Below are 25001 nucleotides of genomic sequence, written 5' to 3' on the forward strand. Positions count from 1 at the left end.
CCCTCTTGGAGGAAGCCGTGAGCCGCACGCGCCTGGCGGGCCGTACCGTCGTCGTCACCGGAGCCGCACAGGGCCAGGGGGCCGCGGAGGCGGCCGCGGCCGCCCGGGAGGGCGCGACGGTGATCGTGACCGACGTGCTGGACGAGGCCGGCGAGAAGCTCGCCGCGTCGCTGCGCGCCGACGCACTGGACGTCCGCTACGTCCACCTGGACGTCACCTCGCCGGACGACTGGGCGGCCCTTGCCGCCTCCCTGGAGACCGTGCACGGCCTCGTGAACAACGCGGGCATCCCGATGCGGGCCCGGCTCGGCCACGTCGAACTCGCCGACTGGAACCGGGCCTTCGCCGTGAACACCACCGGCGCGCTGCTCGGCATCCAGGCCCTCGCCCCGCTGATGCCGGCCGGCTCCTCGATCGTGAACGTCGGTTCGGTGGCCGGGCTCACCGCGCATCACGCGGTGGCGTACACGACCAGCAAGTGGGCGCTGCGCGGCCTGTCCAAGGTGGCGGCGCTGGAGCTGGCGCCGCGCGGCATCCGGACGAACATCATCCACCCGGGGTACATCGAGACCCCGCTGATGGCGACCGCCAACCCGGTGTTCGTCGCCGCCCACCTCGCCATGACGCCCCAGGGCCGCCCGGGCACGGTCGACGAGGTGGCGCCGCTGGTGGTCTATCTCCTCTCCGACGAGGCCTCCTACGTCAACGGCGCGGAGATCACCGTCGACGGCGGCTACGCGGCGCACGGCCCGGTGAAGGCGATCACCAACGCCCTCGACCGGGACTGAGCGTCAGTCCTTGAGCTGCTCCAGCGTGGACCTGGTGTCGGTCTTCAGCCAGCCGGTGACGTCGCCGAGGGTCGGCGGGTCGGTGTCGCTGTCGTACGTGGACAAGTACGCGCTGTAGGACATGGAGTACGTCATCCAGCCGTCCCGTACCGCGAGCGTGGCGTACCGCGAGCCGCTGGTGGTGGAGCCGTTGCTGGTGTCCTGGGTGACCAGGTAGGCCTCGTCGCCGATGCCCTGCACGGGCGTCACGTCGTAGTCGGTGTGGCTGTCGCCGTAGTTCTTCCAGGTGGCCGTGAACTCCGGTCCCGGGTCGGTCTTCCTGTGCAGGTCGACCTGCATGGTCAGGTAGGCGTCGCCGTAGCTGGAGCTGGTCTTCTTGAGGCTGAGACTGCAGTCGCTCTCGTCCAGCGCCGGGTCCTTCATCGCGTTCTTCGTGGGGGACGAGTCGTCCACGGGGTACTCGTCCTTGAACGACGAGTAGTCCGCGCTGGAGCAGAGGTTCGCGGGCGCCCGGTAGCCGCGCAGGTCGGCGCTCGTGCCGAAGCCACCCGTCAGGAAGAGGCCGCCCGCCCAGGCGGCGGACGCGACCACCGCGCCCACGGCGGCCCACAGCACGGCTCTGCCGGCCGCGTTCGGGCCGCCTACCGGCGGTGCGGCCGGCGGCGGGTAGCCGTAACCGGGCTGCGCGGCATAGGGGTTGGCCTGCTGCGGCGCGGCGGGCTGGCCGGCGAGGGTGGGCTGGGCGTAGGGGTTCTGCGGGGGCGGCGACTGCGGGTTCGGATACGGGTACGCGGTCGGCTGCGGCTGCGGCTGCGGCTGCGGCTGCTGGAACTGCTGGGGCTGCGGCGGTATCACCGGGGGCTGGTCCGGCTGCTGTGGTGGCGGCGAGGACTGCTGCGGAGCCGACGACGACGGCGGCTGCTGCGGGGAGGACGGCGGCTGCTGCGGTGGCGTGGACATGTCGTGAAGATACGGCATAACCGGACGTCAAGTCCCTGTCAGGACCGGGATCGTTATGGTCCGGGGACATCCGTTACCGGCCAAGACCCTTTTGTTACAGGCCAGTTGGACTGAACGCCGGAAGGCCGGGGCGGGAGCCCCGGCCTTCTCGTCAGGTGCGCGGTCAGGCGGATGCCGGCTGCAGCGGCGCCTGGGCCGTCGCCCGTGCGGTGCTCTTGCGGACCAGCAGCAGGGTGACCAGCGCGCCGAGCAGCGACGCACAGCCGCAGATCACCACGCCCAGAGCCATGCCGTGCGCGAGGGCGTCCTGCGCCGCGGCCCGGGCGCTGTCGCTGCCCGCGTTGACCACGGCCAGGGGACCGGCCGCGGCCTCCATGCCCGCGTCGGCACCGGTCAGCTTGCCGACCAGCGCGGAGGAGGCCGCGCTCATCGCGATGGTGCTGATCACGGCCGGGCCGAGACCCTGGCCGAACTCGCGGACCAGGCTGGTCGCGCCGCTCGCCATGCCGGTCATCTCGATCGGCACGGCGTTCACGGCGGCCGACGTCAGCGAGGAGACCACGCAGATGAAGCCGATGCCGAGCAGCAGTACCGGGCCGATGAAGGCGGCCAGGGAGGTGGTGGTGATGGGCAGTGCGGCGATCCAGAACTGGCCGGCGGCCATCGGCAGCAGGCCGCCCATCAGCAGCCAGCGCGGCTCGACGCGGGTGAGCATCTTGCTGAGCACCGGCGCCAGGAGCAGCGGGATCAGCTGGAGGATCACGAACGGCATGCCGGCGCGCAGGGCGCTGAGGTGCATCACCGCGCCGAGCCGGATGGAGACGCAGTAGGCGGTGCCGATGAAGCCGAACATGCCGGTCAGCGCGACCACCGCGGCCGCCGCGAACGACGGGATCCTCAGCAGCTCCAGGTTGAACATCGGGGACGCGGCGCGCTGCTCCGCCATCACGAAGCCGACCAGGGCCACGGCGGCGAGGGCCAGCGCGAAGACGATCGAGGGGCTGCTCCAGCCGCGGTCGCCGCCCTCGATGATGCCCCACAGCAGGGCGGTGAGACCGACGGCGATGCTGATCTGGCCCGGCCAGTCGAGGGCACGGCCCTCGGGCGCCTTGGAGTCGGTGACCAGCGCCCAGCAGGCGATGCCGACCGCGATACCGAGGACGACCGGCGGCACGAACGCCCAGCGGAAGTCGGCGACCGTGGCCAGGATGCCGGAGGAGAGCGGGCCCACGGCGGAGGCGAGGGAGATGCTCAGCGCCCAGGTGGAGACCGCCTTGGCGCGGTCCTTCTCCTCGGGCGTCGCGGCCGCGATCACGGCGAGGGAGCTCGGGAAGAGGGCGGCCGCACCGATGCCGGCGAGGGCCTGGCCGATCCAGAGCATGGTGATGTTCTGGGAGGTGGCGTTGAGGAGTTCCCCGATCGCCAGCACGAATCCGCCGAGGACCAGCAGCCGCTTACGGCCGAACAGGTCGCCCACCACACCGAAATTCAGTTCCAGGATCGCGGTGGGCAGAATGAACGCGGAGGTGACCCAGGCGACCTGCGATCCCGAGGCGCCGAATGCGCTCTGGATTTCCCCGTTGATGGGCGAGGGGACCGTAATGCACAGCTGCGCGGCGGCAACTGCCAGACAACAGGCTATGAGCGTGCCCACGTCCAGTTTTTTCACAGCGTTGGTCATTCCGCACTCCATCTCACGGGTTATCGGTGGTGCCGCGCTCTTCGGCTTCGACGAGTTCGCCGTGCTCGCCGGGTCCGCCGCGTTCTATGAGTTCGATGAGATTTCCTTCGGGGTCCTTGACCCAGGCCATCCGCACCCCGGGTTCCGGGGACGGGCCGGGGGCGAGGACCTCGCTCGCTCCGTGTGCCACCAACGCGCCGTACACGGGGTCGAGTTCGGGGGTGGTGACCGCGAAGTGCCCGTACCCCTCGGTGAGGGCCGCGGTCATCGGGTCCGGTGCCCTGAGGCCGGGCACGGACCCGGGCCTGGCGAGCAGTTCGAGCCGCCAGCCGTGCGGGTGTTCCAGGACGACACCGGTGAGTCCGGGGCCGTCGAGTCGGAACTCGAAGACGGTCTTCAGTCCGAAGACCGTTTGGTACCAGGCGAGTTGGGCGGGCAGGTCGCGTACGTTGACGCCGACGTGGTCGAGGCGTGCGTGCATCCGCGCTCAGCCCGCCATCGCGCTGTCGCCGCCGTCGACCATGAGGTTGGCGCCGTTGACGAAGGCCGCCTCGTCGGAGCAGAGGAAGGCCGCCGCGCGGGCGATGTCCTCGGGCTGCCCGACCCGGCCGACCGGGATCCGCGCCTCCAGCTGGGCCTTCGGCCCGTCGGGGTCGTCGAGGAAGGGTGCGGTGGCCGAGGTGCGGGTCATGCCCGGGGCGATGGTGTTGACCCGGATGTGATGCGGGGCGCCGGCCGCGCACAGGTGCTTGCTCATGGCGAGGACCCCGCCCTTGGCGGCGCCGTGCGGGACCATCGGCATGAACGGCGCGCCGCGCACGGCGGCCACGGAGGCGACGTTCAGGACGGCTCCGCCGCCGCGTGCGACGAGGTGCGGCCAGGCGGCCTGCGTGCAGAAGTAGGGAATGTCCAGCTCGTTCCTGATGGTGAAGTACCAGTCTTCGGCAGGCATTGTCTCGAAGGGGCCGTTCCGCAGGGCGGAGGCGTTGTTGTAGAGGATGTCGATCCCGCCGAATTCCGCGATCCCGGCGTCGATCCACTCCCGCGCCCCGGCCTCGGTGGAAAGGTCGACCGGCGCCAGGGAACGCATGACACCGCCGGCCTTCTCGACGAGTTCCACGGTTTCCGCGGCACTCTTCTCGTCGATGTCGCAGCCGAACACGGTCGCGCCCTCAGCCGCGAACACCTGTGCCGCGGCCCGGCCGATTCCAGCCCCCGTTCCACTGATGAAAGCGATTTTTCCGGCCAGTCGACCCATGATTGCCAAGTCCCTTGTCCATGCCGCCGAAGTGCGGTGATGGCAGCGTAGGTAGGGCCTATGGCCAGAACAAGAAATGCGTCAGCGAAACGCCATCGGGGGTTCGTATGGCTGGTATGCGCGTCAGGCGCCGACGCGTATCGGGAGGGTGTTCACGGTGTTGGTCGTGAAGCCGCCGTACGGGGTGAGGCGGCTCTCGGGGACCGCGAGCTCCAGCGCGGGAAAACGATCGAACAGGGCTTCGAGGGCCACCGTGGCCTCCAGCCGCGCCAGCGGAGCGCCCAGGCAGAAGTGGACTCCGTGCCCCAGGGACAGGTGCCGTACGGCGTCCGCACGCGCCGGGCGCGTGACGTCGAACAGGTGGGCGTCCGGCCCGTGCGCGGCCGGATCACGCCCGGCGGCGGAGTACCCGGCCAGCACCGGGGTGCCCGCGGCGATCGGCGTACCGGCGACGGTCACGTCCCGCACCGGGTAACGGAACGGGAAGTAGCTGACCGGCGCGTCCCAGCGCAGTGTCTCCTCCACGACGTCCGCCCATCCCGCGCCCCCCGCCCGGACCAGGTCGAGCTGGTCGCGATGGGCGCACAGGGCGCGGACGGCGTTGGTGATCAGGTTGAGCGTCGTCTTGTGCCCGGCGACGATCATCAGGAGCATGGTGCCGATCAGCTCTTCGTGGCTGAGCCGGTCGCCGCCCTCGTCCCGGACGGCGATCAGGGCACTGGTGAGGTCGTCCCCGGGCTGCTCGGTCCTGGCGGCGGCGATCGCGGTGAGGACGGCGATCATCTCCCGGTTGGCGGCGACGGCTTCGGCCGGTTCGATCTCGTTCGCCGTGACGCGGTCGGACAGGTAGTGCAGCCGGTCCCTGAACTCCGTTTCCACGCCGAGGAGTTCGCTGATCACACCCATGGGCAACGGCAGTGCGAAGTGCTCCCGCAGATCTGCTACACCACCGCCGTCGGCCAATGCCCGTGCCAGGCAGTTGAGTTGGAAGTCCGTCAATTCCTGGATCCTCGGCCGGAGCGCTTCGACGCGGCGCGGCGTGAAGGCGCGGCTGACCAGTCCGCGAAGCCTGCGGTGGTCCTCCCCGTCGGCGGTGAGCATGCTCGGCACGGTGACGAAGGTGATGAGCGGCCACCCCGGAGGGATTCGCCCTTCGCGCAGCTCCGTGAAGTGCCGTGCGTCCTTGGCGACTTCGGGCCGCTGCAGGAAGTCCTTGAGCACCTCGTGCGCGAGGACCGCCGCGCCCTCGACCCCACCCGGCAGCACCACGGGCACCACGGCGCCGCGCGACAGGAGCACGGCGTTCTCGGCATGCGGGCAGCCACCGGGAGGAGCGGTGCGGGGTAACGGCGCGGGCGGCTGGTCCATCAGGACTCCTGACTGATCATGTTCAAGAACCCTTGCGACGCACCCACGATCCCACCGGCTTCCCGTCGGCGAGGCCTCGACGCAAACAGTTGTCCGAAAAACAAACTGTCGTTCCGTCACCGACCGACACCATGATCCGGAGGGAACCACAGCGCCGCGGCGCCACGCGCTGGAGCCGCCCACCGCCTCGGAGGGGAGACCGCAGTGACCGGCCGACAGGAACTGCGCATTCCCGTCCCGTCACCCCGAGGAGACCTCTGGCACACAGCCGCATGGCTGACCGTGCCCGACCCCGTCCGGCGGAGCGAACTGCAGATCCTGCTGCACGGCGCCACCTACGACCACCGCTACTGGGACTGGCCGCTGGAGCCGCAGACGTACTCCTACGTGCGCTTCGCGACCGAGTACGGCAGCGCCACGCTGGCGGTCGACCGCATAGGCTCCGGGTTCAGCACCCGCCCGCCGGGACGCGACAACACCGTCCGCGCCCAGGCACGCGCACTCAGCCACCTGGTCCGGGCCGCGAGAACCGGCGCCCTGGGCGGACAGGCGTTCAGCCGTGTCGTGCTCGTCGGACACTCCCTCGGCTCAGTCCTGGCGGCCGCGGAGGCGGCCTGGTACACGGACGTCGACGCGGTCGTGCTGACCGGACTCATGGGCATCGGCACCACGGCCGAGGACGACGATCCGCGGGCGGACCTCGGATTCACGCCGGCGGTCCACGACCCGGTCACCGGACACCTCACCGGGCTGGTCGACGACGCCTATCTGACCGTACGGACCGATCTGCGCGTTCCCATGTTCTACGTCCAGGACAACGTCCACCCCGACGTCCTCTCCCTGGACGAACGGATCAAGGGCGTCATCACCCGCGGAGAGGTCTCGGACATGGGAACCGCCGCGGCGGCGGCGCGAGAGGTCCGGGCCCCGGCTCTGGTACTGATCGGTGAGCACGACGCGATGGAGATTGACCCCGCCACCGACAGTTCGGGCTACGCCGCCGTCGAACGGCTGGCACCCCAGGCCCCGGGGAACTTCGAGTTCACCGTGCTGCCGGGTGTCGGCCACAACATCAACCTGCACCGGAGCGCGCCGGACGCCTACCGGTTGATCGCGGACTGGCTCGACGCCACGGCCGAACGCGCCGCCGGGAATACGGGTGACCGACGTCATGTTTGACGGAGTGGAACCGCTGGTATAGTCCGGACAGCACATGTCGCTGCCCTTTCTGGGGCGCCGGTGCCGGTTCCACTCTCAGCAGCCGCTTCACCCGTCGCCCTCCGCGACCGGCAGCACGGCTTCTCAGCGCCACCTCGTGACCCAGGGCCTTCGAGCCGTCTCCGAGGTGTCCTTCCCCGCCGCACGGAGGCCAGCGCACCCGCGCCCTCCCGTTCGCGGCCCACTCCCCCCTTCACTCATGTCTTCCGTCCGCGAAAGGACCCCCTCTCATGACCACCACACTCGAACCCCCCGTACAGCAGCAGGACCGGCCCGCGGGCCGGTCCGTCACCGGTGTCCTCGACACCGACCAGAGCGGGAAGGGCCGGCTGCGGGCCCCGGACTGCCTGTCCACCCCCGCCGACCTCCAGATCTCCCCGGCGCTGATCCGCCGTCACGGCCTGCGCAAGGGCGACCTCGTCGAGGGCGTCAGCACCGACCGGCGCACGCTGACCGAGATCACGCGCGTCAACGGCCGTACACCCGACGAGCTGCGCGGCCGCCGGAACTTCCGCGATCTGACGCCGCTGCACCCGCACGAGCGGATCCGCCTCGAACACCCCGCCGCCGGGCTCGCCGGACGGGTCGCCGACCTGTTCGCGCCGGTCGGCAAGGGACAGCGCGGACTGATCGTGGCCCCGCCGAAGACCGGCAAGACCGTGCTGCTCCAGCAGTTCGCGGCCGCCGTCGCCGGCAACCACCCGGAGTGCCACCTGATGGTGCTGCTGCTCGACGAGCGCCCCGAGGAGGTCACCGACATGCGGCGCTCGGTGCGCGGCGAGGTGTACGCCTCCACCTTCGACCGGCCCGCCAAGGAGCACATCGCCCTCGCCGAACTCGTCGTCGAGCGCGCCAAGCGGCTCGTCGAAGAGGGCAAGGACGTCGTCATCCTGCTCGACTCCCTGACCCGGCTGTGCCGGGCCCACAACAACGCGGCCGCCTCCAACGGCCGCACCCTCAGCGGCGGTGTCGACGCCGGCGCGCTGCTCGGCCCCAAGCGGTTCTTCGGCGCCGCCCGCAAGGCCGAGGAGGGCGGCTCGCTCACCATCCTGGCCACCGTCCTGGTGGACACCGGCTCCCGGGCCGACGGCTACTTCTTCGAGGAGCTGAAGAGCACCGGCAACATGGAGCTGCGCCTGGACCGCGAGCTGGCTTCCCGGCGGGTCTTCCCGGCCCTGGACATCGCCCCGTCCGGCACGCGCCGCGAGGAACTCCTGCTCACCCCGGCCGAGTTGACCGCCGTCCGTGGACTGCGCCGGGCTCTGCAGAGCCGCGAGGGCACCCCGAGCGGCCTGGAGACGCTCCTGGAGCGGCTGCGGGAGACCCCGGACAACGCGACCTTCCTGCGGCGTGTGCAGCCGACCCTGCCGGCGGGCTGACACCGGGCGCCGATGCCGGCGGGCTGACACCGGGCGCCCCTCCCGGCGGGCCGGGACCGGGGCCGGGCGTGCGGCATCCGGGTTGCGCACGTCGTCCGACCGGCCCGTGCAGCGCGCGGGGCATCGCCACCATTCCTACGTTGATCATATGACGATCGGATTCCCTGACCGACTCCCTCGGCGAGCCGCGGTGTCGGCCTGCGCCGTCTGCCTGGCGGGCCTGCTGGCGCTGACGCCCGGCACGGCCGCGGCCGGCACCCGGGCGCGGGACCCCGCCCCGCCCCCGAGGGCGGTGGTACCCGGGCCGTCGCTGCTCTACCGGTCCGGCACCCAGGTGCGGCCGCACGCCGGGACCCCGGAGCTCCCGGACGTCTCCGCGCTCTCCTGGCTGGTCGCCGACGCGGGCACCGGCCAGGTGCTGGCGGCGAGCCACGCCCACCGCAGACTGCCGCCGGCCAGCACCCTGAAGACCCTGTTCGCGCTCACCGTGCTGCCCGTCCTGCCCGCCGACCTCCCGCACCGGGTGACGTCCCGGGAACTGGCGGACGTCCCCGAGGACAGCAGCGTGGTCGGCGTCGAGGCGGGCCACACCTACCGGGTGTCCGACCTGTGGCGCGGGGTCTTCCTCAGCTCCGGCAACGACGCCGTGCACGTCCTGGCCGCACTCGACGGGGGCTGGGACCGCACCGCCACCCGGATGCAGGCCAACGCCCGGTCCCTGGGCGCCCTCGACACCCACGTCGAGTCCCCCGACGGCTACGACGCGCCGGGGCAGGTCTCCTCCGCCTTCGACCTCGCGGTGTTCGGCCGGGAAGGGCTGCGCAACCCCGACTTCGCGCGGTACTGCTCCACCGCCGAGGCCCGCTTCCCCGACGGCGCCGGCTGGTCCTTCGGCATCGAGAACACCAACCGCCTGCTGACCGGCGAGGACGGTGTGGGGCGGTACCCCGGCCTGATCGGGATCAAGAACGGCTACACCACCAACGCCGGCAACACCCTCGTCGCCGCCGCCCGGCGCGGCGGGCGCACCCTCCTCGTGACGGTGATGAACCCTCAGGACGGCGGCGTGTACGACGAGGCCCGTCAGCTGCTCGACTGGGGTTTCGAGGCGGCCGGACGGGTTGACCCGGTGGGCTCGCTGGACGCTCTGCGGGCCACGCCGCGGCCCCGGCCGGATCCGAGCACCGTGCCGATGGCGGCGGCCACCGCACCCGAGGACGACTCCGGCTGGTCGGACACCGCCATCGCCGCGGGCTTCGCGGTGCTCGGCGCGGGCGCCGTCACCCTGGCGATGCGGCTCAGGGGCGAGCGCTCCGGGCGGGACTGACCGACCGGCAGGCCCAGCAGCAGGCCCAGCGTGATCCAGGTGTAGATGTTGCTGCCGAGGAACCCGTCGATGCCGGACGCGTCGTCGAACCACAGCCACACCACGCTGGTGCACATCACCGCGTAGAGGGCGCCCGCGATCCGCGGGTGCCCGGCGCGGGCCAGCAGCGCGAACGACGGGAGCACCCACACCAGGTGGTGCACCCAGGTGATCGGGCTGACCAGGCAGGCCGCGAGCCCGGTGAGCGCGAAGGCGGCCGTCCAGTCGTCGGCCGCCACGGCCTTGCGGGTCCGCCACGCCCACACGGCGAGCGTGAGCAGCACCACGATCGCCCACAGCGGCTTGTCCGGATGGCCGAGCCGGGCCAGTACGCCCTGCAGCGACTGGTTCGAGACGTAGTCGAGGCGGCCGACCCTGTTGGTGTCCCAGAGCGCCTGCGTCCAGTAGAAGCGGGACGCCCTCGGGTCGGCCCAGGCCGCGAGCCCGGTCGCGGCGATCGCCACGGCCGTGGCGACAGCGGCCGCGCGCCACTTGCGGCCGATCAGCAGCATGCCGATGAACAGCGCGGGCGTGAGCTTGATCGCGGCGGCGAGCCCGATACCGACGCCGGCCCAGCGGCCCCGCCCGCTGCGCAGCAGACAGCAGTCGACCAGCACCAGGGCGAGCAGTATCAGGTTCACCTGTCCGAAGCTGAAGGTGTCCCGCAACGGCTCGAACAGGGCCAGCGCGCACAGCGCCAGCGCCCAGCGGTACCAGCCCCAGCGCCGCCAGCCCGGCCCGGCCAGGATCCGCAGCACGAACGCCAGTGCGGCCAGGTTCAGCAGCAGCGAGGCGGCGATGGCCAGGTGCAGCCCCACCAGCGCCATGGGCAGCATGCCGACGGCGGCGAACGGCGGATACGTGAACCCGTACGCCGTCCCGGGCACCCGGTAGTCGTAGATCCGGCCGCCGTGATGCACCCAGGTGTGCACGGTGCCGTAGTACACGCGCAGGTCGAACCAGTCGCGCAGCAGTGGCACGGTGGCCGTGAACGCGGTCACGGCGGCGACGAGGACCAGGACGAGCAGCAGTCTCCCCCGGTCGGACCGCGGTCCGCTCGGGCCTCTCATGCGGTACGTCCCACGGCCGGGGCCTGCGCGGCCTGGTGGGCCTGCCACAGCACGACCACGCCGAGCACCCCGCCGGAGACGGCCAGGACCAGCTGGCCGATGTCGGCGGGACCGCCGCTCGGCAGCACGGCGAGGGCGAGCACTCCGGTGACGGCCGCGACCCGGTGCCGTACCGAGGTGCTGGGCGCCGCCGCCGCTATCAGGAACAGGCCCCAGATGGCGTACCAGGGGCGGATCGCCGGCCCGAAGGCGGCGACCGCGGCCAGGCTCAGGCCGAGGGCGTAGACCGGGCGGGGCCGCAGCCGGACCCATATCAGCAGTACGGTCACCGCGGTGAGCGCCAGCCCGAGCAGATGCCAGGCCGGGACCGCGAGCGGCGCCAGGTCGCTGCCGAAGTGTTCGAGGATCCGGCCCGTGGCCCGGCCGAGCAGGCTGCTGAGCGCCCAGTTGTGCGGGGAGACGGGCGTGTCGAGCGCCCTTATCCACCCGTACCCCGTCCCGGCGACCGCGGTCGCCACCACCGTCGTCGCCCCGGAGGCGATCACCGTCGTCAGGGTGGCCCGCACGGGACTGCGGCCCTTGCGCGCCTGTACGACGATCACCGCGAGCAGACCGAGCGCCGCCGGCGCCTTCACCAGCGCCGCGAGCGTGACCAGTACGGCCCCGAGGACCGGCCAGCGGCCGAGCGCCGCGACCAGGCCGAGGCCCAGCAGACCGAGCATGATCGCGTCGTTGTGGGCGCCCGCGACCAGGTGCAGCAGCACCAGCGGGTTGAGGGCGCCGAGCCAGAGCGCGGCGGCCGGGTCGGCGCCGCTGTGCCGGGCGAGGCGGGGCAGCGCGGCCGCCATCAGGCCGACCCCGAACAGGGCGACCAGCCGCATCCCGAAGAGCCCGGCCGGGAGTTCGCCCCGGGTCAGTCCGGACAGCAGCGAGGCCACGCCCATGAACGCGGGGCCGTACGGGGCCGCGGTGTTCTGCCACACCGGCGCGACCTCGTCGGCCAGCGGGCCGCCGAGCTGGGCGGGTCCCGACGTGTAGACGTCCATGTGCGCGTCGACCATGGCGCCCTGCGCGAGGTAGCTGTACACGTCCCGGCTGAACAGCGGGGGCGCGAGCAGCAGCGGGGCCGCCCAGACGGCGAGGACCAGCAGCAGTTGCCGCGGGGTGGGCGGCTCGGCACCGCGCACGAGGCGGCCGAGCAGCAGCCACGCCGCGATCAGCAGGACGACGCCGAAGTAGACGCCGACCAGGCCGAACGCCGCCTGCACCGAGCTGGGTGCGAGCAGGTCCTCCACGGGGAGGGCGCCGGCTGTCTCACCTCCCAGGGCGAGGAACGCGGTGCCGGCCAGGCCGAGTACCTGGCAGCGGCGGAGATCGACGGGGAAAGCCATGGCCAACACTGGGTCAGCGTGTCAATTGCGGGTGGCCGGAAAGCGACGGGGTGTTTTCTTGGGAGGGGCCTGGTTGTTACCTGTGGGTGGTCGACCGTCGTCGTCGGAGGGGCCGCACCCTCCGTCTCCGGCGTTCTCCCGGCTGTCCGCGTGCCGGAAGTCCTAGGGGACACGCACCGCTTCGGCGGTCTCCGACCCTGTCTCGGCCGCCTCCAGCCGCTGGTTGCGGCGGACGGAGGACCAGAACGACCAGCCGATCAGGACGACGCCGACCAGGCCGGTGACGACCTCGTTGATCTGGTACTGGATGGTGACCATGAGGATCACGGCCAGCGCGCCGATCGCGTAGTGGGCGCCGTGCTCCAGGTAGACGTAGTCGTCCAGGGTGCCCTGCCGGACCAGGTACACGGTGAGCGAGCGGACGTACATCGCGCCGATGCCGAGGCCGAGGGCCATCAGCACGATGTCGTTGGTGATGGCGAAGGCGCCGATCACGCCGTCGAAGGAGAACGACGCGTCCAGGACCTCCAGGTAGAGGAACATGAAGAACGCGGCCCGGCCCGCCAGCAGCACCGCCGAGCCCCCACCCCGCCGTTGGCTCTCCTCGTCCTCCTCCAGCTGGTTCTCGAAGTAGCCCGACAGACCGCCCACGACCAGGTACGTGATCAGACCGGCGATACCGGAGACCAGCACCGTCTGTGCCTTGTCGGCGTGCGCGCCGCCGTGCTGGTGGGCGTGGGCGGCGAAGGTGAACGACGTGACGAGCAGGACGATCAGGGCGATGCAGACCGCCAGCATGTCGACCTTGCCGAGCCTGGCCAGCGGGCGCTCGATCCAGCCCAGCCACTGGACGTCCCGGTCCTCGAAGACGAAGTCGAGGAAGATCATCAGCAGGAACATGCCACCGAAGGCCGCGATCGCCGGGTGGGCGTCGGTGACCAGCTGCTCATAGCGGTCCTTGTCGGTCAGCGCCAGGTTCACCGCGTCGTACGGATTGAGCTTGGCGGTGATGGCGACGATGACGACCGGAAAGGCGAGCCGCATGCCGAACACGGCGATGAGCACGCCCACCGTGAGGAAGATGCTCTGCCAGAAGGCGTTCATCTTCTTCAGGATCCCGGCGTTGACGACAGCGTTGTCGAACGACAGGGACACCTCCAGGACGGCCAGGATCGCCACGATCCCGAGGGCGGCCCAGCCGTCGTACAGCACCCCGGCCGCCAGGCCGACCGCGGTGACCAGGAACGCCCAGCGAAAGGTCCTCAACAACACGGCTGTACTCTCCCGTCGTTCCGCGGCCGTCGGCGGCCGACCCTCACAACGGCGTTGTCTATCACGGCCGGTTGTCCGCGGGGTGGCCCGGTCCCGCTGTGGGGGTCGGCGGTCGCCTACACGTCGATGTGCGAGCCCATGATGACCGTCCGGTCGCGGGGCAGGCCGAAGTACTCGGCGGCATCGGCCGTGATGTAGGAGGTGGCGATGAACAGCCGCTTGCGCCAGGACGCCATCGTGGGCGCCGTCCCGCGCCGGAGCTCGATCTTCGACAGGAAGTAGGACGCCTCGTCGAGCTGCAACCGCCCCTCCGTCGTCGCCGGGTCGAGCGCCGCCAGCACGGCGGGCACGTCCGGTGTCTCCATGTAGCCGAACCGCGCGGTGACATGGATGATCCCGTCGTCGCCGTATCCGAGAGCGTCGACGGCACTGCGCCGGTCGTCCGGAACCCGGGGCACGGGCTCGGTTTCGAGGGACAGGATCACCACGTGGTCGTGGCGCACGTGGTTGTGCTCGACGTTGGCCCGCATCGCCAGCGGCGCGGTCTCCTTGCCCCGGTTGAGGAAGACCGCGGTACCCGGGATCCGGATCGTCGGGACCTCACCGCTGCGCAGGTGGTCGACGAACTCGGCCAACGAGCCTTCCTGACGGGCTCGTTCGGCGGTGACGAGCTCGCGGCCGCGCTGCCAGGTGGTCATGACGGTGAACACGGTGAGGCCGATCAGCAGCGGCAGCCACGCGCCGTGGACCAGCTTGGTCAGGTTGGCGGCGACGAACAGCAGGTCCACCGTCAGCAGCAGCGCGGCGCCGGTACCGATCAGCCAGCGCGGGGTGCCCCACTGGGCGCGGGCGACGTAGAAGAACAGCAGGGTGGTGATGGTGATGGTGCCGGTGACCGCCATGCCGAAGGCGAAGGCCAGCGCCGCGGAGCTGCGGAACGCGAAGACCAGGGTGAGGACCGAGACCATCAGCAGCCAGTTGATCCACGGGACGTAGATCTGGCCCGCGGCGGACTCGGAGGTGTGCGCGATCCGCAGCCTCGGCAGATAACCCAGCTGGGCCGCCTGGGAGGTGACCGAGTACGCGCCGGTGATCACCGCCTGGGAGGCGATCACCGTGGCGGCCGTGGCCAGCAGGATCATCGGCCAGCGTGCCCAGCCCGGTACGAGCAGGAAGAACGGGCTGCTGATGTTGCCCGGGTCGGCGAGGATCAGCGCGCCCTGGCCCAGGTAGCTGAGGACGCACGCCGGGAAGACGAGGAACATCCAGGCGCGCGTGATCGGGCTGCGCCCGAAGTGGCCCATGTCGGCGTAGAGCGCCTCGGCGCCGGTGACCGCGAGCACGACCGCGGCCAGGGCGAAGAAGGCGGTGCCGAAGTGGCCGTACAGGAAGCCCACGGCGTAGGTGGGCGACAGGGCCTTGAGGATCTCGGGGTGGTCGGTGATGCCGACGACGCCGCACGCGCCGATGGTCAGGAACCAGACGATCATGACCGGCCCGAACACCCGGCCCACCGCCGCGGTCCCCCTGCGCTGCACCAGGAACAGCACCACGATGATCACCGCGGTGATCGGCACGACCGCGTCACCGAACGACGGCTCGACGACCTTCAGGCCCTCGACCGCGGACAGCACCGAGATCGCCGGTGTGATCATGCTGTCGCCGAAGAACAGCGACGCCCCGAAGATGCCCAGCGCCGCCAGGACGACGGCGGCCCGCGCGCCCCGCGGGCCGCTCCAGCGGCGCAACAGGGTGATCAGCGCCATGATGCCGCCCTCACCGTCGTTGTCGGCGCGCATCGCGAGCAGCACGTAGGTGACCGTGACGATGATCATCACCGACCAGAACACCAGGGACACCACCCCGTACACGTTCTCCGTGGTCACCGGCACGGGGTGCGGGTCACCCGGGTTGAACACGGTCTGGAGGGTGTAGATCGGGCTGGTCCCGATGTCGCCGAACACCACACCGAGCGCCCCGACCACCAGCGAGAGGCGGAGCGTGCCCTGCGCGTCCGGGGCATGAGGTGCCGGCGGTCCCGCCGGCGGTCCCTCGTCCGAGCCGGCCAGGTGCCGACGACTGGTCATGACGCTCCTCCTCGGCGCAGGCCGGCTGCCTGGCATGTCGTGCGGGACGATACCGGTCCGCTGCACGGCCCTGGACGGCACACCCCGTACGCCGGTTCGGGATTCGGCAGGACGCCGGAGAGTTCCGGGGCTTCAGGCGTGAGCAGGCGCACCGGCCGGGCGGGCGCGGCTTCCGGCGGCGCTCGGAGCAATCAACTTCCAGGATGAGTACCGTGGTTCGCCCGGGGCCCGGGGGCGTCGACGCGGACGACCCCGGGCGGTGCGGCCCTCGGGTTCGGCTGTCGAGGGCCGCGCGGGTGCTGCGTGTTCAGAGGCTGCGGGCGGTGATGTCGCCCCGGGACGTGGTGGCGCGGATGTCGAGCTCGGTGGTGCCGTCGTTCTTGAGGGCGTTGCTGACACGGCCGTAGTCGGTGCCTGCGTCCAGGGCGGCCGAGACGCCGGCGGCGGCGGTGACGGAGATGTCGCCGTCCTGGGTGCGGAGCACGACCGTGCCGCGGCCGGCCTCGTCGATCCGGATGTCGCCCCGTGCGGTGCTGATCTCCGCGGGGCCGCCCAGCCGGCCGACCTCGACATCGCCGTCGATCGCGGTGAGGCGGAGGCTCGCGGCCTCGTCGATCTTGATCTGGCGGTACGCACCCTCGAAGGCGATGTCGCCGAGGCGTCCGACACCACGGAGTTCGGCGGCGGCCGTCCTCGCCTCGACGCCGGAGCCGGCGGGCAGCCGGACGGTGACCTCCAGGGATCCGGAGGGGCCGAGGAGCTGGTTGCCGGAAGCCGGGGCCGTGACCCGCAGGACTCCGTCGGCGTAGGTGACGGTGGTCTGCTCGGCGGTCTTGATGTCGCGGCTCTTGGAGGGGTCGGCGGGCAGGACCTCGACGGTGGTGTCGGCGCGGTCCGCGGCGATGAGCTGGACGCGCCCGGCGGGGATGTCCAGGACGGCGGAGATCGGGGCGGGGGTGTCGAACTTCTGCATCGTCTTCTCCCGTGACTCGGTGTTTCCGATGAACGAAAAGCTACGTTGCATTCATTATCCCGGCAACATGCATGTTGCAAAAAACCTAAGTCTTTGCAGCTCAAAGCCATCAAAGTGTTGCATTGAGCTTCGAGCTAAATGCAACGACGGCGACGCATTCGTTGCAATGAATTGGGGATGAACGCTACGCTGGGGGCAGCAGGGACCGCCATGGGGCACAAAGGAGATCGCGATGCCGGGAGGCAGACTCACCCAGCAGGAACGCCGGCAGATCGCGCTGGGGCTGGCCGACGGCCTCGCCTATGCCGAGATCGGCCGCCGCCTCGACCGTCCGACCTCCACGGTCACGCGTGAGGTGATGCGCAACGGCGGCCCCACCGCCTACCGCGCCGACCTCGCCCACCGCGCCACCGAACGCCGGGCCCACCGGCGCCGGCCGGCCGCACCCCGGGGGGCCGAGATGCCCTCGTCGGCCGACGGACGCGACCCGGAGGCCGTGCGGGAGTACGAGGAGACGCTGACCACCGTCATGATGGCTTCGGGCATGACCGCGATGCCGGCCAGGGTGATGGCCGCCATCACCCTCACCGACTCGGGGAGCCTCACCGCGTCCGAACTCGTCCAGCGGCTCCAGGTCAGCCCGGCGTCCGTCTCCAAGGCGATCGCGTTCCTCGAGAGCCAGAGCCTCGCCCGCCGGGAACAGGGCGAGGGCCGCCGCGAGCGCTACATCGTCGACGACGACATCTGGTACCAGTCGATGATCGCCAGCGCCCGCGGCACCGCCCAGGTCGCCGACACCGCACGCCAGGGCGTCGCCGTCCTCGGCCCCCGGACCCCTGCCGCCAACCGCCTGGAGAACGTCGCCCGCTTCCTCGACTTCGTCGGCGAAAGCATCACCCGCGCCGCGGAACAGGCCCGCGAGGTCCTCCACACCAGACCCGGGACCACCTCGAACGACGCCGCCGAGCCGAGTCGGGACCGCGCATAGACAGCCGTCCTGAAGACCGACAACGGCAAGGAGATTCCGCCTCCTTGCCGTGCTCAACGTATAGCGCACCGGGGGGCTTGCGGCAAGGCCCCGGCCAGGCCGCAGAATCGCCGACCGAGGCCAGTACCTGCGAAAACGGGAGTCGCGTAGTGCGTGTGTTGCTGTCGACGTATGGATCGCGCGGAGATGTCGAACCGCTGGTGGCGCTGGCGGTGCGCTTGCGGGAACTCGGCGCACGGGTACGGGTCTGCGCGCCGCCCGACGAGGTGTTCGCCCGGCTGCTGGCCAGGGCCGACGTGGAACTGGTGGCGGTCGGCAGGCCGATGGGCACCATGGCGGCACCGTCGACGGAATCGGCCGCCGCCCGGCGGGCGGCAGAGCTGGCCGCGCAGTTCGACACGGTCGTCACGGCCGCCGCGGGGTGCGACGCCCTCCTGGCGACCGGGCTCGCGCACTTCTCCTCACGGTCGGCGGCCGAGAAACTCGGCATCCCCTACGTGTACGCGACGTTCTGCCCGTTCCTGCTGCGGTCGCCGTACCAGGCGCCCCCCGCGCTGCTGCCGGGCCAGTCGTTCCCTCCGGAAGTGACCGACAACCGGGCGCTGTGGGACCTCAACGCCCGGACCTTCAACACGCTGCACGGCGAGGCCCTCAACGCCCACCGGAGCTCGGTCGGCCTGCCGCCGGTGGACGACGTCCACGGCTTCATCTTCACCGACCGGCCGTGGCTGGCCTCGGACCCGGTCCTGGGCCCGTGGCGGGAGACCCCCGAACTCGACGTCGTGCACACCGGGGCGTGGATCCTGCCGGACGAACGCCCGCTGCCGGACGACCTGCTGGCCTTCCTGGACGCGGGCGCTCCCCCGGTGTTCGTCGGGTACGGCAGCATGCGGGGCGTCTCGGCGGACATCGCCCGGGTGTCCATCGAGGCGGTCCGCGCGCACGGCCGCCGCGCACTCGTCGGCCGCGGCTGGGCCGAACTGGCCCTGATCGACGACCGGGACGACTGCTTCGTCGTCGGCGAGGTCAACCAGCAGGCGCTGTTCACCAGGGTGGCCGCCGTCGTGCACCACGGCGGCGCCGGCACCACGACGACGGCGGCCCGGGCCGGAGCCCCGCAGGTGGTGGTGGCCCAGGCGGCGGACCAGCCCTACTGGGCCGGCCGGGTCGCCGCCCTGGGCATCGGCGCGGCACACGACGGGCCGGCTCCGACCGCCGAGTCCCTGTCGGCCGCACTCGCCACGGCCCTCGCCCCCGAGACCGTCGCCCGCGCGCGGGCCTTGGCCGACGGCATCCGCACCGACGGAGCGGCGGTGGCCGCGGAACTGCTGCTCGACACCGTCGGCCGGGGAACACCGCCGATGCCCGCCTGAACCGGCGCCGGATCACCGGCCGAACGTCTCAGAACACCGACAGACCCGTGAGCGTCGTGAAGCGGTCGAGTGCCGCCACGCCCGCCACCGAGTTGCCGCGCTCGTCCAGGCCGGGACTCCACACGCACAGTGCGCACCGGCCCGGCACCACGGCGATGATGCCGCCCCCGACCCCGCTCTTCCCGGGCAGGCCGACGCGGTATGCGAAGTCGCCCGCCGCGTCGTACGTCCCGCAGGTCAGCATCACCGCGTTGACCTGCTTCGCCTGGCTGCGGGTGAGGAGGCGGGTACCGTCGGCGCGGATGCCGTGGCGGGCCAGGAAGGTGGTCGCCAGGGCCAGGTCGGCGCAGGAGGCGGCTACGGAGCACTGGCGGAAGTACTGGTCGAGGAGGACCGGCACCTCGTTGTCGATGTTGCCGTAGGAGGCCATGAAGTGCGCCAGCGCGGCATTGCGGTCGCCGTGCTGGGACTCGGAGGCGGCGACCCCCTTGTCGAAGTCCAGTGAGGTGTTGCCGCTCTCGGCGCGCAGGAAGGCCAGCAGCTCGCCGGCCGCGTCTCCGGTACGGGTCTGGAGGCGGTCGGTGACGACGAGGGCGCCCGCGTTGATGAACGGGTTGCGCGGGATGCCCTGCTCGTACTCCAGCTGGACCAGGGAGTTGAACGGGTTGCCCGAGGGCTCGCGGCCGACGTGTTCCCAGAGCTCGTCGCCCTCGCGGGCCAGGTCGAGGGCGAGGGTGAAGACCTTGGTGATGGACTGCGTGGAGAAGGGCTGCCGCCAGTCGCCGACGCCGTAGACCGTGCCGTCGAGCTCGGCGACGGCCATACCGAAGCTGCGGGGGTCGCAGGCGGCGAGCGCCGGGATGTAGTCGGCGGGGCGGCCGCGGCCCGGCGTGCGCTCTGTCTCCTCGGCGATGCGCTCCAGGACCGGCAGGAAGGCTTGGGACGACGTCATTGTCATGATCACTATTGTGCCTCCGGGCCGGTCCTGGTGCGTACTCGCAGGTCAGGCGAGGGGTGAGCCGCTGCCGGCGACGACCTCGGGACGCAGCAGGTCGGCGAGCCGCTCGGCGGGCAGCAGGCCCTTCTCCAGGACGAGTTCGGCGACCCCGCGGCCGGTGACGAGGGCCTCCTTGGCGATGTCGGTGGCCGCCGTGTACCCGATGTACGGGTTGAGGGCGGTGACCAGGCCGATGGAGTTCTCGACCGTCGCCCGCAGCACCTCGGTGTTGGCGGTGATGCCGTCCACGCAGCGCTCGGCGAGCGTCAGGCAGGCGTTCCGCAGGTGCGTGATGCTCTTCGACAGGGAGTGCAGGATGATCGGCTCGAAGGCGTTGAGCTGGAGCTGCCCGGCCTCGGCGGCCATGGTGATGGCGACGTCGTTGCCGATGACCTCGAAGGCGACCTGGTTGACGACCTCGGGGATCACCGGGTTGACCTTGCCCGGCATAATCGACGAGCCGGCCTGCACGGGCGGCAGGTTGATCTCGCCGAGCCCCGCACGCGGCCCGGACGACAGCAGCCGCAGGTCGTTGCAGCTCTTGGAGAGCTTGACCGCGACCCGCTTGAGCACGCCGGACATCTGGACGAACGCCCCGCAGTCCTGGGTCGCCTCCACCAGGTTGGCGGCGGTGACCAGGGGCAGCCCGGTGATCCCGGCGAGGTGCCGGCGGGCCGACTCGGCGTATCCGGCGGGCGCGTTGAGCCCGGTCCCGATCGCCGTGGCGCCGAGGTTGATCTCGTGGATCAGCTCGACGGCCTCGGCGAGCCGGCTGCGGTCCTCGTCCAGCATCACGGCGAACGTCGAGAACTCCTGCCCGAGCGTCATCGGCACCGCGTCCTGCAGCTGGGTACGGCCCATCTTCAGCACGTCACGGAACTCGACGGCCTTGCGCCCGAAGGAGTCCTGGAGCACGGCCATCGCCTTGAGCAGCCCGCGCACCGCGAAGACCGTGGCGATCTTGACGGCCGTCGGGTAGACGTCGTTGGTCGACTGACCGAGGTTGACGTCCTCGTTCGGGTGCAGGTACCGGTACTCGCCCTTCTGATGCCCCATCAACTCCAGGGCCCGGTTGGCGACGACCTCGTTGGCGTTCATGTTCGTGGATGTCCCGGCACCGCCCTGGACGACGTCGACCACGAACTGGTCGTGCAGCTTGCCGGCCCGGATCTCCCGGCAGGCGGCGACGATCGCCGCGGCCTTCTCCGGCGCCAGCAGCCCCAGTTCCTCGTTGGCGAGGGCGGCGGCCTCCTTGACGGCGGCGAGGGCGTCGATCAGGTGCGGGTAGGCGGAGATCGGCGTACCGGTGATCGGAAAGTTCTCGGTGGCCCGCAGGGTGTGCACACCCCAGTAGGCGTCGGCGGGGACATCACGGTCACCGAGCAGGTCATGCTCGCTACGGACGGTCATGAGGGTAGAGATCCTCTTTCGGAGGGGGTGAACTTTTCAAGGGCGGAACTGGAGCGCCCCGCAAGGGGCGCGGGGAACTGGGCGACCAGCCGGAAACGACTCGCAGCCGCCCACGACATGGCCGCCCAGCCCCTTAGGCGCATACCGAAACCGGCTCCAGGGAACGAACGGGCCGCACACGCCCGACCTCCCTGCCACCACCGAGCAACGCCTCCCCGGCGAACTCGGTCAGCAGCCCCGGGTCGACCCCGGCCCTGGCCAGCGCGGCCGCGGCGACCGGAACCCGCGCCCGGTTCGCCCCGTCGGCGATCTTCACGGCCACCGCCCGGCCATCAGCCAGCGCAGCGACCTGCACGCCCTCGAAACCGTCCTTGGCCAGCAGCCCCGGCACGGCCGCCATCAGCGCGGCCACGTCCCGTCCCGCGCCGGACGCCATCTCCGCGTGCTCCCGCATCGCGTCGGCGACCCGCGCCTCGGGCGTACCCGGCGCGGCGGACACGATCCGCGACACCGCACGCGCCAGCCCGTGCAGGGAGACGGAGAACAGCGGCGCCCCGCACCCGTCCACGGTCGTCGCCGCCACCCGCTGCCCGGTCAGGTCCTCGACGATCTCGGCGATCGCCTGCTGCAGCGGGTGCTCGGGCTCCAGGTAGTCCGCCAGGGACCACCCGTTGAGCTTCGCGGTCCACAGCATCGCCGCATGCTTGCCGGAGCAGTTCTGGGCGAGGCGGGACGGCTGCCGTCCCTCCCGGACCCAGGTGTCCCGCACGGCCGGGTCGTACGGCATGTCGGGGACGTTGCGCAGGTCGGCTTCGGTCAGTCCGGCGAGGTCGAGGATCCGCCGGGTCCCGGCGAGGTGCCGCTCCTCGCCGGAGTGGCTGGCGGCGGCCAGCGAGAGCAGGTCGCCGTCGAGGGGCAGCCCGGCCCGCAGCATGGCCACGGCCTGGACGGGCTTGAGGGCCGAGCGCGGGTAGAACGCGGCCTTGATGTCGCCGAGCTGGAACTGGACTTCCCCGTCGGCGCCGAGGACGACGACGGAGCCGTAGTGGATGCCCTCGACGACCCCGCCGCGGATGAGGTGGGCGACGGGGGCGTGGAGGGGTTCACGGACGATGGGTGCGTCCGCGGGGGAACTGCTCTGCATCACTGCCTGGTCTCGGGTGAGGTGGGACGGACCGGGGCGCGGTTCACGCGTCGGTTCCGGTGGACGTGCGCGGGATGCGGCGGCGGATGGCGTACCAGCCGGCGACCAGCGCGGCGACGATCAGCGGCAGGCACAGCACGGTGGTGCGTCCGGCGCCGCCGTCGGCGTACATGAGGACCAGGACGGAGGCGAGGAAGGCCAGCGTCACGATCTCGGTCCAGGGGGAGCCCGGCAGTCGGTAGCCGGGGCGGGTGAGCTCGCCGTTCTGGGTCTTCCGCCAGAAGAGCAGGTGGCAGAGCATGATCATGCCCCAGGTGGAGATGATGCCGATCGCGGCGAAGTTGAGGACGATCTCGAACGCGTCGGCGGGGACCACGAAGTTGAGGCCGACGCCGAGGACGCAGATGCCGCTGGTGAGCAGGATGCCGCCGTACGGGACCTGGGTGCGGCTCATCTTGGCGGTGAACTTGGGGGCGGAGCCGTTGACGGCCATGGAGCGCAGGATGCGGCCGGTGGAGTAGAGGCCGGAGTTGAGCGAGGACATGGCCGCGGTGAGGACGACGAGGTTCATCACGCCGCCGGCCGCCGGGACGCCGATGTGCGAGAGGACGGTGACGAAGGGGCTCTGTCCCGCCGTGTACTTGTTCCAGGGCAGCAGCATCGAGAGCAGGACGACCGAGCCGACGTAGAACAGGCCCACCCGCCACATGATCGAGTTGATCGCCTTCGGCATGATCTTCTCGGGGTTCTCGGTCTCACCGGCGGCGACGCCGACCAGCTCGACCGAGGCGTAGGCGAAGACGACGCCCTGGATGATCAGCAGCATGGGCAGCAGGCCGTTGGGGAAGATGCCGCCGTTGTCGGTGATCAGGGACGGGCCGGGGGTGGTGCCGTCCACCGGGTGCTGGGTGACCAGCAGGAAGATGCCGATGACCATGAAGACGACCAGGGCGCTGACCTTGACGATCGCGAACCAGAACTCCAGTTCGCCGAAGATCTTGACCGAGATCAGGTTCACGGTGAGGACCACGGCCAGGGCTATCAGGGCGATCACCCACTGGGGTATGTCGGAGAACATCCCCCAGTAGTGGGTGTAGGTGGCGACCGCGGTGATGTCGGCGATGCCGGTGGTCGCCCAGTTCAGGAAGTACATCCAGCCCGCGGTGTAGGCGCCCTTCTCGCCCAGGAACTCCCGGGCGTACGAGACGAAGGCGCCGGAGGACGGGCGGTACAGGACGAGTTCGCCGAGGGCGCGTACGACGAGGAAGGCGAAGACTCCGCAGATCGCGTACGCGACGAAGAGGGAGGGTCCTGCGTCGGCGAGGCGGCCGCCCGCGCCGAGGAAGAGGCCGGTGCCGATGGCGCCGCCGATGGCGATCATGTTGACGTGCCGGTGCTTCAGCGACTTGCTGTAGCCGTGGTCCCCGGCGTCGACGTGACGGGACGAGGGGCGCGTCTCGTCTTTGAGGTGCTGTTCGCTCACGCCTCGGTTCCGCCTTCCTTGTGCTGGTCCGTGCGCGTGGGGCGCACGATGTGGGTGAGGGTGGTCTCGACGCGGTCGAGGTGGTGGCTCATGGCGTCCACGGCGTCGATCTCGGAACCGTCGGTCAGCGCTTCGACGATGGCCCGGTGCTCCCGGTTGGACTGCTCGCGGCGGCCGCCCAGTTCGTTGAGGAAGGCCGACTGACGCGCCAGTGCGTCCCGGATCTCCTCGATGACCCGGCGGAAGACCGGGTTCTGGGCGGCCTCGGCGACGGCCAGGTGGAAGAGGGTGTCCATCGCGACCCACGCGGTGGTGTCCGTCTCCCGCTCCATGCGGTCGAGCAGATGGGCCAGGTGGTCAAGGTTCTCCGGGGTGCGGCGCAGCGCCGCGTACCCGGCGACCGGGATCTCGATGTGCCGGCGCACTTCGAGCAGGTCGCTGGCCGCGTAGTCGCCGAAGGTGGGGTCCTCGACGGCGTTGGCGACCACGAAGGTGCCCTTGCCGGTCTTGGAGACGGTCAGGCCCATCGTCTGCAGGGCCCGCAGGGCCTCGCGCAGGACGGGCCTGCTGATCTCCAGGGTGCGGCAGAGCTCCGCCTCGGAGGGGAGCTTGTCGCCCACGGCGTACTCGCCGCGCTCGATGGCGGCGCGCAGGTGCGCCAGTACCGCCTCCATGGCGCTCACGCGCCGCGGGGGCTGTCCGGCTGTCGGGCTGTCTGACAGGTTCACGGGTGAGATGTTCCGGGTTGCGTGAGGACGCTGTCAAGGTTTCCGGAAAGGAAACATTCACGGGGTG

Annotated in this window: 20 protein-coding genes and 1 pseudogene; 6 read left to right on the top strand and 15 right to left on the bottom strand. The window is 71.2% G+C overall.

Going from position 1 to position 25001, the window contains the following annotated elements:
- Nucleotides 1-17: 17 nt before the first annotated feature.
- Nucleotides 18-788 carry an SDR family oxidoreductase gene (locus ACFWPQ_RS00465; protein WP_384028390.1) on the top strand — a complete coding sequence of 257 codons (771 nt, stop codon included), beginning with the start codon at nucleotides 18-20 and terminating at the stop codon, nucleotides 786-788.
- Nucleotides 789-791: 3 nt separating this feature from the next.
- Here the strand turns inward: ACFWPQ_RS00465 and ACFWPQ_RS00470 are convergent, their stop codons facing one another.
- The 5 genes from ACFWPQ_RS00470 to ACFWPQ_RS00490 all read right to left on the bottom strand — a co-directional run bounded on the left by ACFWPQ_RS00470 (nucleotide 792) and on the right by ACFWPQ_RS00490 (nucleotide 6055).
- Nucleotides 792-1748 (bottom strand): hypothetical protein, encoded by a 957-nt coding sequence (locus ACFWPQ_RS00470; protein WP_384028392.1) that lies wholly within the window; start codon nucleotides 1746-1748, stop codon nucleotides 792-794.
- Between the two features lie 163 nt (nucleotides 1749-1911).
- Complete coding sequence (locus tag ACFWPQ_RS00475) at nucleotides 1912-3429, bottom strand: MFS transporter (protein ID WP_384028394.1); 1518 nt, start codon at nucleotides 3427-3429, stop codon at nucleotides 1912-1914.
- A 13-nt stretch (nucleotides 3430-3442) separates the two neighbouring features.
- Complete coding sequence (locus ACFWPQ_RS00480; protein WP_384028396.1) at nucleotides 3443-3910, bottom strand: VOC family protein; 468 nt, start codon at nucleotides 3908-3910, stop codon at nucleotides 3443-3445.
- A 6-nt stretch (nucleotides 3911-3916) separates the two neighbouring features.
- Complete coding sequence (locus tag ACFWPQ_RS00485) at nucleotides 3917-4687, bottom strand: SDR family NAD(P)-dependent oxidoreductase (protein ID WP_384028398.1); 771 nt, start codon at nucleotides 4685-4687, stop codon at nucleotides 3917-3919.
- A gap of 123 nt (nucleotides 4688-4810) precedes the next feature.
- Entirely contained in the window at nucleotides 4811-6055 is a 1245-nt protein-coding gene (locus ACFWPQ_RS00490; protein ID WP_384028400.1) for a cytochrome P450, read from the bottom strand.
- A gap of 204 nt (nucleotides 6056-6259) precedes the next feature.
- Between ACFWPQ_RS00490 and ACFWPQ_RS00495 the strand changes: the two genes are divergently transcribed.
- The 3 genes and pseudogenes from ACFWPQ_RS00495 to ACFWPQ_RS00505 form a co-directional block, all read left to right on the top strand.
- The gene (locus ACFWPQ_RS00495; RefSeq protein WP_384028402.1) at nucleotides 6260-7234 is read left to right on the top strand and encodes an alpha/beta hydrolase; all 975 of its coding nucleotides are present in this window, start codon (nucleotides 6260-6262) and stop codon (nucleotides 7232-7234) included.
- 269 nt (nucleotides 7235-7503) lie between these two features.
- Entirely contained in the window at nucleotides 7504-8652 is a 1149-nt protein-coding gene (gene rho, locus ACFWPQ_RS00500; RefSeq protein WP_384028404.1) for a transcription termination factor Rho, read from the top strand.
- A gap of 148 nt (nucleotides 8653-8800) precedes the next feature.
- Nucleotides 8801-9646 (top strand): annotated as a pseudogene (locus ACFWPQ_RS00505) (D-alanyl-D-alanine carboxypeptidase family protein); the annotation flags it as partial.
- A gap of 89 nt (nucleotides 9647-9735) precedes the next feature.
- Here the strand turns inward: ACFWPQ_RS00505 and ACFWPQ_RS00510 are convergent.
- The 5 genes from ACFWPQ_RS00510 to ACFWPQ_RS00530 form a co-directional block, all read right to left on the bottom strand.
- Nucleotides 9736-11088, bottom strand: a complete 1353-nt coding sequence (locus ACFWPQ_RS00510) for a glycosyltransferase family 87 protein (protein ID WP_384028406.1) — start codon at nucleotides 11086-11088, stop codon at nucleotides 9736-9738.
- Nucleotides 11085-12479 carry a polyprenol phosphomannose-dependent alpha 1,6 mannosyltransferase MptB gene (mptB, locus tag ACFWPQ_RS00515; RefSeq protein WP_384028408.1) on the bottom strand — a complete coding sequence of 465 codons (1395 nt, stop codon included), beginning with the start codon at nucleotides 12477-12479 and terminating at the stop codon, nucleotides 11085-11087. The genes ACFWPQ_RS00510 and mptB overlap by 4 nt, the downstream gene beginning before the upstream one ends.
- Nucleotides 12480-12641: 162 nt before the next feature.
- Nucleotides 12642-13751 (bottom strand): DUF475 domain-containing protein, encoded by a 1110-nt coding sequence (locus ACFWPQ_RS00520; RefSeq protein WP_384028411.1) that lies wholly within the window; start codon nucleotides 13749-13751, stop codon nucleotides 12642-12644.
- A 116-nt stretch (nucleotides 13752-13867) separates the two neighbouring features.
- Entirely contained in the window at nucleotides 13868-15838 is a 1971-nt protein-coding gene (locus tag ACFWPQ_RS00525) for a potassium transporter Kup (RefSeq protein ID WP_384028413.1), read from the bottom strand.
- A gap of 307 nt (nucleotides 15839-16145) precedes the next feature.
- Nucleotides 16146-16811 carry a DUF4097 family beta strand repeat-containing protein gene (locus tag ACFWPQ_RS00530; protein WP_384028415.1) on the bottom strand — a complete coding sequence of 222 codons (666 nt, stop codon included), beginning with the start codon at nucleotides 16809-16811 and terminating at the stop codon, nucleotides 16146-16148.
- A gap of 232 nt (nucleotides 16812-17043) precedes the next feature.
- On the opposite strand from ACFWPQ_RS00530, the gene ACFWPQ_RS00535 reads away from it, so the two are divergent.
- Both ACFWPQ_RS00535 and ACFWPQ_RS00540 read left to right on the top strand, forming a co-directional pair.
- On the top strand, nucleotides 17044-17799 hold the full coding sequence (locus tag ACFWPQ_RS00535; RefSeq protein ID WP_384028417.1) for a helix-turn-helix domain-containing protein: 756 nt from the start codon (nucleotides 17044-17046) through the stop codon (nucleotides 17797-17799).
- Nucleotides 17800-17948: 149 nt separating this feature from the next.
- On the top strand, nucleotides 17949-19172 hold the full coding sequence (locus ACFWPQ_RS00540) for a glycosyltransferase (RefSeq protein ID WP_384028419.1): 1224 nt from the start codon (nucleotides 17949-17951) through the stop codon (nucleotides 19170-19172).
- 28 nt (nucleotides 19173-19200) lie between these two features.
- Here the strand turns inward: ACFWPQ_RS00540 and ACFWPQ_RS00545 are convergent, their stop codons facing one another.
- From ACFWPQ_RS00545 to ACFWPQ_RS00565, 5 genes are all read right to left on the bottom strand, one after another.
- Nucleotides 19201-20130, bottom strand: coding sequence for a glutaminase (locus ACFWPQ_RS00545; RefSeq protein ID WP_384028421.1), 930 nt, complete (start codon nucleotides 20128-20130; stop codon nucleotides 19201-19203).
- Nucleotides 20131-20175: 45 nt separating this feature from the next.
- Nucleotides 20176-21579 carry an aspartate ammonia-lyase gene (aspA, locus tag ACFWPQ_RS00550; RefSeq protein ID WP_384028423.1) on the bottom strand — a complete coding sequence of 468 codons (1404 nt, stop codon included), beginning with the start codon at nucleotides 21577-21579 and terminating at the stop codon, nucleotides 20176-20178.
- Nucleotides 21580-21712: 133 nt separating this feature from the next.
- Entirely contained in the window at nucleotides 21713-22723 is a 1011-nt protein-coding gene (locus tag ACFWPQ_RS00555; RefSeq protein ID WP_384028425.1) for an asparaginase, read from the bottom strand.
- A gap of 43 nt (nucleotides 22724-22766) precedes the next feature.
- The gene (locus ACFWPQ_RS00560; protein WP_384028427.1) at nucleotides 22767-24206 is read right to left on the bottom strand and encodes an amino acid permease; all 1440 of its coding nucleotides are present in this window, start codon (nucleotides 24204-24206) and stop codon (nucleotides 22767-22769) included.
- Complete coding sequence (locus tag ACFWPQ_RS00565) at nucleotides 24203-24880, bottom strand: FadR/GntR family transcriptional regulator (RefSeq protein ID WP_361282444.1); 678 nt, start codon at nucleotides 24878-24880, stop codon at nucleotides 24203-24205. Before ACFWPQ_RS00565 ends, ACFWPQ_RS00560 begins: the two co-directional genes overlap by 4 nt.
- Nucleotides 24881-25001 lie beyond the last annotated feature (121 nt).

Origin of the sequence: Streptomyces sp. NPDC058464 (genome assembly GCF_042721035.1) — a bacterium.
Taxonomy (GTDB): domain Bacteria; phylum Actinomycetota; class Actinomycetes; order Streptomycetales; family Streptomycetaceae; genus Streptomyces.